Origin of the sequence: uncultured Fretibacterium sp. (assembly GCF_938030725.1) — a bacterium.
In the GTDB taxonomy this organism is placed as follows: domain Bacteria; phylum Synergistota; class Synergistia; order Synergistales; family Aminobacteriaceae; genus Fretibacterium.
The window spans coordinates 1-6,695 of record NZ_CALHIQ010000107.1 but is presented as its reverse complement, the minus strand read 5'-3'; the positions used below and the strand labels follow the sequence as shown (position 1 = coordinate 6,695).

Genomic DNA, 6,695 nt, shown 5'->3' with positions numbered 1-6,695 from the left:
CGGAGGACGGAGGTCGATCCGGAGGTCCACAGGTCGAAGGAGGCCGGGCGGCTCCGGGAGTCCTGCCAGCAGTTCGAGTCCATCCTGTGGGCGAAGCTGTGGAAGGAGATGCGGAACACGGCGCGCTCTTTCACCACCTCAAAGGACCGGCCCTGGAAGCAGATGGAGGACCTGTCGCTGGAGATGGCCTGCGACGAGCTGGTGGAGAGGTCGGGAGGCGCGGGCCTCTGGAAGATGCTCTACGACAGCATGATCGAGCGCGTCGCCGCGGAACAGGAGCGGGAGCGAGCGGACGGCGAAGGGCAGGACGCCGGGGACGCGGAGGCCCCCGTTTCCTTTGACGCCCGCGCGTGAGGCCCTGCCCTGGTGGAGCGAGGGCCTTCGCTTTGGGTGCTTCGGATGTGGCCGCTGCTGCCGCTGGGGGCCTGGAGCGGTTTTCTTTTCCGAGGAGGAAGGGCGTGCCGTCGTGGAGTTCCTTGACATCGCCCCCACGGATTTCAAGCGCCGCTTCGTCACGATGCGGTGGGGAAGCCCCAGCTTCACCGAGCGTTCGGACGGCCACTGCGTCTTCTACGATGCGGGGAGCGCGCGGTGCCTCATCTACGCGGTGCGGCCCGAACAGTGTCGGGCCTTCCCCTTCTGGCCGGAGCTACTCCAGTCGCGCGCGGCCTGGGACGCCGAAGCCCGCCGTTGTCCCGGCATGAACGAGGGCCCGCTCCGCAGCGCGGAGGAGATTGAGGAGTGGATCACGAGCGCCCGGAATTGGCTTGCGGCGCGGGAGGAGGACCGGGAAAATCCCGAAGCTGATTGACAGAAGCTCCAAAGTGTCTTACACTAAAATCGCACGTGAGAATTCAAAAGGATTCAGAATTTCAACCATAAATATTTCAGTAAGGCTTGTCGTTTTTCTTCGTTATGCTGTTGTGTGTTGTGGGAAGCCCGAGTTTTGGGCAGAGTTCGTCATGAACCGGCAGGTCATAAGGAGGAAATTGAGATGCAGTCTTGGTTGGGTCCTGTTTTTGGCGAGTTTTTCGGTACGCTGGTGCTCATCGTGTTCGGCGACGGCGACGTCGCGGCGACGGCGCTGAAGGGATCGAAGGGCGAGGGAGCGGGCTGGGTCCACGTGAACTGGGGCTGGGCGTGGGCCGTCGTGATGGGCATCTTTGCCGCCCAGGCGACGGGATCGCCCCAGGCGGACATCAACCCCGCCGTCACCCTGGCGAAGCTCATGGCCGGAACCTACGCGGCGAACGACGCCCTGATGATCATGGCCGCGCAGTTCCTCGGTGCTTTCCTTGGGGCAGTCATCGTCTACTTCGCCTACCTGAACCACTGGGAGGGGACGGCTCCGGACGCACAGCTCGCCGTGTTCTGCACGGGGCCGGCCAGGAGGAATTACCCCTGCAACTTCCTGACGGAGGTCATCGCCACGTTCTTCCTGGTGACGGGCATCATGTGCATCTTCTCGAAGGGCGTCGGCGGACAGGGGGGCTGGACGGGAGCCTTCATGGTGGGCGGCTTGATCTACGTCCTCGGAGCCGCACTGGGCGGCCCCACGGGCTACTCCATGAACCCCGCGCGCGACTTCGGTCCCCGCGTGGCGCACTTCGTCCTGCCGATGGCCGGCAAGCGCGATTCCGATTGGGGCTACGCCTGGGTCGGCACGATCGGACCCTGGGTCGGCGCCGCCGTCGCGTTCTTCTTCTGCCGCGCTCTTGCGTTGATGTAGCGTTTTCGGGGCCGGGGGCTTTTGTCCTCCGGCCCTCTTTCGTCCATGGAGGCCGGCTGCCGCACTCAACGGGGCGGGAGGTCGGTCCGTTTGCGTAAAGGAGGTTTTGTCATGTCGGAGAAGAAGTACGTGGCCGCGATCGACCAGGGCACGACCAGCACCCGATGCATGATCTTCAACAAGAAGGGCCTGCCCGTGTGCTCGGACCAGATGGAGCACGCGCAGATCTACCCCCATCCGGGCTGGGTCGAGCACGATCCGATGGAAATCTGGTCCCGCACCCAGGACGTCATCCGCAACGCGCTGGAGCGCGGCGGCATCTCACCGGCGGAGATCGCCGCCATCGGCATCACCAACCAGCGCGAAACGACGGTCGTGTGGGACAAGGCGACGGGCCGTCCCATCTATAACGCCATCGTGTGGCAGTGCGTGAGGACGCAGGACTTCTGTGCCCAGTGGCAGAAGATGCCCGGCTGGGAGCAAACCGTCACGGGCGAGGGCAAGGTGAAGGACCACACGGGGCTCCTGATCAACCCCTACTTCTCTGGGACCAAGATCAAGTGGATCCTGGACAACGTGCCCGGCGCGCGGGAGCGCGCGGAGCGCGGCGAACTGCTGTTCGGCAACACGGACTGCTGGCTGATCTGGAACCTCACGGGCGGTCCCAATGGCGGCGTGCACGTCACGGACGTGTCGAACGCCTCCCGAACCCTTCTGATGAACATCGAAACGCTCCAGTGGGACAAGGCCATGCTGGACTTCCTGGACGTCCCGGAGGCCATGCTGCCGAAGATCATGCCGTCGAGCGGCGTGTTCGGCATGACGGCGAAGAACGGGCCCTTCGGGGCGGAGATCCCCGTGTCGGGGGACCTGGGCGACCAGCAGGCGGCGCTCTTCGGGCAGGCGTGCCTCAAGAAGGGCGAGGCGAAGAACACCTACGGCACGGGCTGCTTCATGCTGATGAACATCGGGGAGAAACCCATCCAGTCCATGAACGGCCTCCTGACCACGGCGTTCTACAGTCGGGAGCAGGGCAAGTGCGTCTACGCCCTTGAGGGATCCATCGCCATCGCCGGGGCGGCCGTCCAGTGGCTGCGCGACAACCTGAAGCTCGTCGATGCCGCGCCGGACACGGAGTTCTTCGCCTCCAAGGTAGAGGATTCGGGCGGCGTCTACTTCGTCCCCGCCTTCTCCGGCCTCTTCGCGCCCCATTGGGACATGACCGCGCGGGGCGCCATCGTGGGACTCACGCGCTACGTCCAGAAGTCGCACATCGTCCGCGCGACGCTTGAGAGCATCTGCTACCAGACCCGCGACGTCATCGACGCCATGCAGAAGGATTCGGGCGTCAACCTCACCAGCCTGAAGGTGGACGGGGGCGCTGTGAAGAACGACCTCCTGATGCAGATGCAGGCGGACATTTTGGGCGTCGAAGTGGTGCGCCCCGTCGTGAACGAGACGACGGCCCTCGGCGCCGCCTATGCCGCAGGCCTTGCCGTGGGCTTCTGGAAGGACGAGAACGAGATCCGGGCCAACTGGGCCGTCGACCGTAAGTTCGCCTCGCTGTCGCTGCCGGAGAAGCGCGAGAAGATGTACGCCGGCTGGAAGAAGGCCGTGGAGAAGTCCCGCGGCTGGACGGAGTAGGTCGGCTCCGGCTGTCCCGCGCCGCCGGCCGCTTCCTGCGCGGCAAATGAAGGTCAACGAACGGGCAGCCCGCTCAACCCTGGGCTGCCCGTCTTTGTAGCACAGGCAATGTGGGGAGGGGGTAACACAATGTCCCGCGAAGAGTTTGACGTCGCCATCATAGGCGGGGGCGTCGTGGGGGCGAGCCTGGCGCGCGAGCTCACCCGCTGGAGGGTGCGCGTCGTCGTCCTGGACAGGGCGGCGGAGCTGCCGTCGGGAGCCAGCCGCGCCAACAGCTCCATGATCCACGGCGGCTTTGACGATTCGCCGAACACCCTGAAGGCGCGCTTCTGTCCGGAGGGGAACCGCATGTACCACGCGCTGAAGGACGAGCTGGACTTCCACCTGGACGAGTGCGGCTCCTACGTCTGCGCCTTCGACGACAAGGACATGGCGCACCTGGAGAAGCTCCTGGTGCAGGGCAGGGCGAACGGGGTCCCCGGACTGGAGATCGTGACGGGGGAGAGGCTGCGCGGGAACGAGCCTAACGTTTCGCCCGACGTCAAGGCGGCTCTGTGGTCGCCGACGGCGGCCATCGTCAACAACTTTGAGGCGGTCGTGGCCTTTATGGAGAGCGCGAAGATCAACGGCGCCGTCCTTCGGCTCGAAACGCGGGTTACGGGCCTGATGCTGGACGACCGGGGGGAAGTGCGGGGCGTTGAAACGGACCGCGGCCCCGTGTACGCCCCGATCGTGGTCAACGCCGCGGGAGTCCACTCCGAGGAGGTCGCCTCCTGGGCGGGCGAGCCGGACTTCCACATCACACCGACCCGCGGCGAGTACTTTCTGCTGGACCGCACGGCGGGGGACTTCGTCACGAGCTTTCTCTTCGCCTGCCCGTCGGAACGGGGCAAGGGCGTCACCGTGGCCCGCACGGCGGAGGGCAACCTGCTGGCGGGCCCCACCGCCACGGTCCAGAAGGACGGGGACGACACCGCGACGACCCCGGAAGGACTGGCGCAGGTGCTGGAGGGGGCGCGGCGCCTCGTGCCCAACTTCCCCGTGAACCTGAACATCACCACCTTCGCCGGCGTCCGGGCCAACACGGACACGGGGGACTTCGTCATCGAGGCGCTGAAGGCGCCCCGCGGCTTCGTGAACGTGGCGGGGATCAAGTCGCCGGGTTTCACGTCGGCCCCGGCCATCGCCGTCCACGTGGCGGAGATAATCCGCGCGGAGCTGGGGGACCGAGCGTCGTTTGAGCCCAACCCCCATTTCGTTCCGGAGCGGCGCGGCATCCCCCGGTTTGCGGAGCTCCCAATGGAGGAGCGCGCACGGCTGGCGAGGGAGGACCCCGCCTGGGGCCAGATCGTCTGCCGCTGCGAGACGGTGACGGAGGCTCAGGTGCTGGAGGCCATCCGGCGCGGCGCGCGGACCGTCGCGGCCGTCAAGATATGGACCCGTGCGGGGGCGGGCCGCTGCCAGGGCGGCTTCTGCTGCCCGCGGGTGGCGGAGATATTGGCGCGGGAGCTTCAAATCCCCTTGACCGAGGTCACGCGGCACGGCGGGAACTCCCGGCTCCTGCTGGGCGGGGCGAAGGAGTTCCTTCTCGACGAGGGGCGAGGAGAGGAGGCGCGGTCATGAACGGCAGGGACAGGATCGACGTCCTAATCGTGGGGGCGGGACCGGCCGGCGTCGCAGCGGGGATCGGAGCGCGCCGGGCTGGCGCGGAGCGCGTCGTCGTGGCCGAGCGGGACTGGGACCTTGGCGGCATCCTTCAGCAGTGCATCCACCCGGGCTTCGGGTTGCGCACGTTCAAGGAGGAGCTGACGGGGCCGGAGTACATGCACCGCTTCGTGCAGCAGGCCCGGGAGGCTGGGGTGGAGTTCCTCACCAACACGATGGTCTTTCAGATGGACCCGGACGGGGGGCTCTGGACGATGAACCGGGAGCGCGGGATCGAGCGCCTGACGGCGGGCGCGGTGGTGCTGGCCATGGGATGCCGTGAGCGCCCGCTGGGGGCCATCCGCGTTCCGGGCACCCGACCCGCCGGGATCTACACCGCCGGAACGGCGCAACGCTTCGTCAACATGGAGGGTGGGATGCCGGGCAGGCGGGCGGTCATCCTGGGGTCGGGGGATATCGGCCTGATCATGGCCCGCCGCATGGTGTGGGAGGGCGCGTCCGTCGAGGGGGTCTACGAGGTCATGTCCTGGGCGGGCGGCCTGAGGCGCAACATCGCGCAGTGTCTTGACGACTACGACATCCCCTTCCACCTGGAGACGACGGTGACCCGTGTGCACGGCCGCGACCGCCTGGAGGGGGTGACGGTGGCGAAGGTGGACGAACGCCGCGCACCCATCCCCGACACCGAACGATTCGTCCCCTGCGACACGCTCCTGCTGGCCGTGGGGCTCATCCCGGAGAACGAGCTCTCCCGTATGGCGGGCCTCGCGATCCATCCCGTCACGGGCGGCCCCGTGGTGAACGACCTGCTGCAGACCAGCCGCCCCTCCGTCTTTGCGGCGGGCAACGTGTCGATCGTCTACGACCTCGTGGACAACGTGAGCGACGAGGGGCTGAGGGCCGGGGAGAACGCGGCGCGCTACGCCCGCGGCGAGCTGTCCGCGGCGCGGGCCATTCCAGTGCGCGGCGGCGAAAACGTCCGCCTCTTCCTGCCCCAGTGCGTGACGGGGGAGACGGACGTCACGATCTACATGCGCGTCACCCACCCCATCGAGGGAGCGTGTCAGGTAACGGCGGAGCCGGGGCTGTTCTCCCGGCGCCTGCGCTACGCCCGACCCGGAGAGATGTGCGAGGCGCACATTGAGGCGCAACGGGTCCGCGCGGCGAACCCCGAAGAGATCGTGGTGGACGTCCAGCCGGTCTGAGCCGGCGCGCTGACGGGATCGGAAGGGAGCGGTGATGCTGAAATGACGAAGGAACGGAAGTTTATCTGCGTTTCCTGCCCTCTGGGCTGCGGGTTGACCGTGGCGTTGGACGGGGACGCGATCGTGAGCGTGAGCGGCAACAGTTGCCCGCGGGGCAAGACCTATGCTGAGTCCGAGGTGAAGAACCCCTGCCGGGTGTTTGCCTCCACGGTGCGGGTGAAGGGCGGCCGGCTGCCCGTCTGTCCCGTGCGGAGCCGGACCCCGGCGCCCAAGGGGAAGCTTCTCGACATCGCGCGGGCCGTGGCGGAGCTGGAGGTCCCGGCGCCCATCGCAATCGGACAGACGATCCTGAAGGGCGCCTGCGGCACGGACGTGGACATCGTCGCGAGCCGCGACCTGTCCGCCCTGTAGGCCAGTTCGCGGGCAGGGGAAGCGGCTGCGCACGATGACCG

7 protein-coding genes are annotated in these 6,695 nt (G+C 67.2%); all 7 read left to right on the top strand.

The genetic code is table 11. The features are described from left to right. On the top strand, positions 1-354 hold a 354-nt coding region (locus Q0629_RS06490; protein WP_298780416.1), incomplete at its 5' end, for a hypothetical protein. Then, positions 338-811: a YkgJ family cysteine cluster protein gene (locus Q0629_RS06485; RefSeq protein ID WP_298780414.1), complete on the top strand. Its 474-nt coding sequence runs from the start codon at positions 338-340 to the stop codon at positions 809-811. The genes Q0629_RS06490 and Q0629_RS06485, both read left to right, overlap by 17 nt. Positions 812-994: 183 nt before the next feature. Beyond that, positions 995-1,729, top strand: a complete 735-nt coding sequence (locus tag Q0629_RS06480; RefSeq protein WP_298780411.1) for an MIP/aquaporin family protein — start codon at positions 995-997, stop codon at positions 1,727-1,729. Between the two features lie 111 nt (positions 1,730-1,840). After that, on the top strand, positions 1,841-3,373 hold the full coding sequence (glpK, locus tag Q0629_RS06475; protein ID WP_298780409.1) for a glycerol kinase GlpK: 1,533 nt from the start codon (positions 1,841-1,843) through the stop codon (positions 3,371-3,373). Between the two features lie 129 nt (positions 3,374-3,502). Further along, a complete protein-coding gene (locus tag Q0629_RS06470; protein ID WP_298780407.1) occupies positions 3,503-4,996 on the top strand; it encodes an NAD(P)/FAD-dependent oxidoreductase in 1,494 nt (497 codons plus the stop codon). After that, positions 4,993-6,243: an FAD-dependent oxidoreductase gene (locus tag Q0629_RS06465; protein ID WP_298780405.1), complete on the top strand. Its 1,251-nt coding sequence runs from the start codon at positions 4,993-4,995 to the stop codon at positions 6,241-6,243. Before Q0629_RS06470 ends, Q0629_RS06465 begins: the two co-directional genes overlap by 4 nt. Before the next feature lie 42 nt (positions 6,244-6,285). Continuing rightward, on the top strand, positions 6,286-6,654 hold the full coding sequence (locus Q0629_RS06460) for a DUF1667 domain-containing protein (RefSeq protein ID WP_298780403.1): 369 nt from the start codon (positions 6,286-6,288) through the stop codon (positions 6,652-6,654). The last annotated feature ends 41 nt before the right edge of the window (positions 6,655-6,695 follow it).

Bases quoted from the DNA above. Each gene is read 5' to 3' on its own strand.
- Q0629_RS06480 (WP_298780411.1), top strand. From the start codon at position 995: ATGCAGTCTTGGTTGGGTCCTGTTTTTGGCGAGTTTTTCGGTACGCTG.
- glpK (WP_298780409.1), top strand. From the start codon at position 1,841: ATGTCGGAGAAGAAGTACGTGGCCGCGATCGACCAGGGCACGACCAGC.
- Q0629_RS06470 (WP_298780407.1), top strand. From the start codon at position 3,503: ATGTCCCGCGAAGAGTTTGACGTCGCCATCATAGGCGGGGGCGTCGTG.
- Q0629_RS06465 (WP_298780405.1), top strand. From the start codon at position 4,993: ATGAACGGCAGGGACAGGATCGACGTCCTAATCGTGGGGGCGGGACCG.
- Q0629_RS06460 (WP_298780403.1), top strand. From the start codon at position 6,286: ATGACGAAGGAACGGAAGTTTATCTGCGTTTCCTGCCCTCTGGGCTGC.